Here is a 703-nt window from a genome sequence, read left to right as displayed (position 1 = left end):
CCGGCGTTTCTCGCGGGCGGAGCGACGATCGACGGCTGGATTCCGTCGAGCCTGCGCGGCAATCCGCGCACCGGCATCGGTGCGTGGAGCGAAGCCGATCTCGTGCAATTCCTGAAGACCGGACGCACGCAACACAGTGCGGCCTTCGGCGGCATGACGGACGTCGTGCAGCACAGCATGCAGCACATGAGCGACGCCGATCTGACCGCGATTGCGCGTTATCTGAAGGCGCTGCCGTCGACGGATCCGAAGGAAACGCCCTACGCGTACGACGACACGGCCGCGCGCGCCCTGCGCATGGGCGACGCCACCGCGCCGGGCGCGGCCGTGTATCGCGACAACTGCACGGCCTGCCACCGCAGCGACGGCCGCGGCTACAACCGCGTGTTTCCGGCACTGGGTGGCAATCCGGTCGTGCAGGGCAAGGACGCGACCTCGCTGGTTCACGTGCTGCTCACCGGCAGCACGCTCGAAGGCACGAAGACCGCGCCCTCCGCGTTCACGATGCCGGCCTTCGGCTGGCGCCTGAACGATCAGGAAGTCGCGGATGTGACCAACTTCGTGCGCAACAGTTGGGGCAACGCGGCGCCGATGGTCAGCGCGACGGATGTGGCGAAAGTCCGCAAGACCGTCACGGTGCACGCGCCCGGGATGCCACCGGGCGCCGTCTTGAGCCATTGATCGCACGCGGCCTCGTGTGACG

Annotated in this window: 1 protein-coding gene; it reads left to right on the top strand. The window is 68.3% G+C overall.

Annotation, left to right across the window (positions count from 1 at the left end; genetic code table 11):
- Positions 1-681, top strand: a 681-nt coding sequence (locus tag P0D96_RS48245; protein WP_408321420.1) for a c-type cytochrome, incomplete at its 5' end; no start/stop codon positions are given.
- Positions 682-703 lie beyond the last annotated feature (22 nt).

Origin of the sequence: Paraburkholderia sp. RL17-347-BIC-D (assembly GCF_046027915.1) — a bacterium.
Classification (GTDB): domain Bacteria; phylum Pseudomonadota; class Gammaproteobacteria; order Burkholderiales; family Burkholderiaceae; genus Paraburkholderia.
This window is presented reverse-complemented; position numbering and strand designations above follow the sequence as displayed.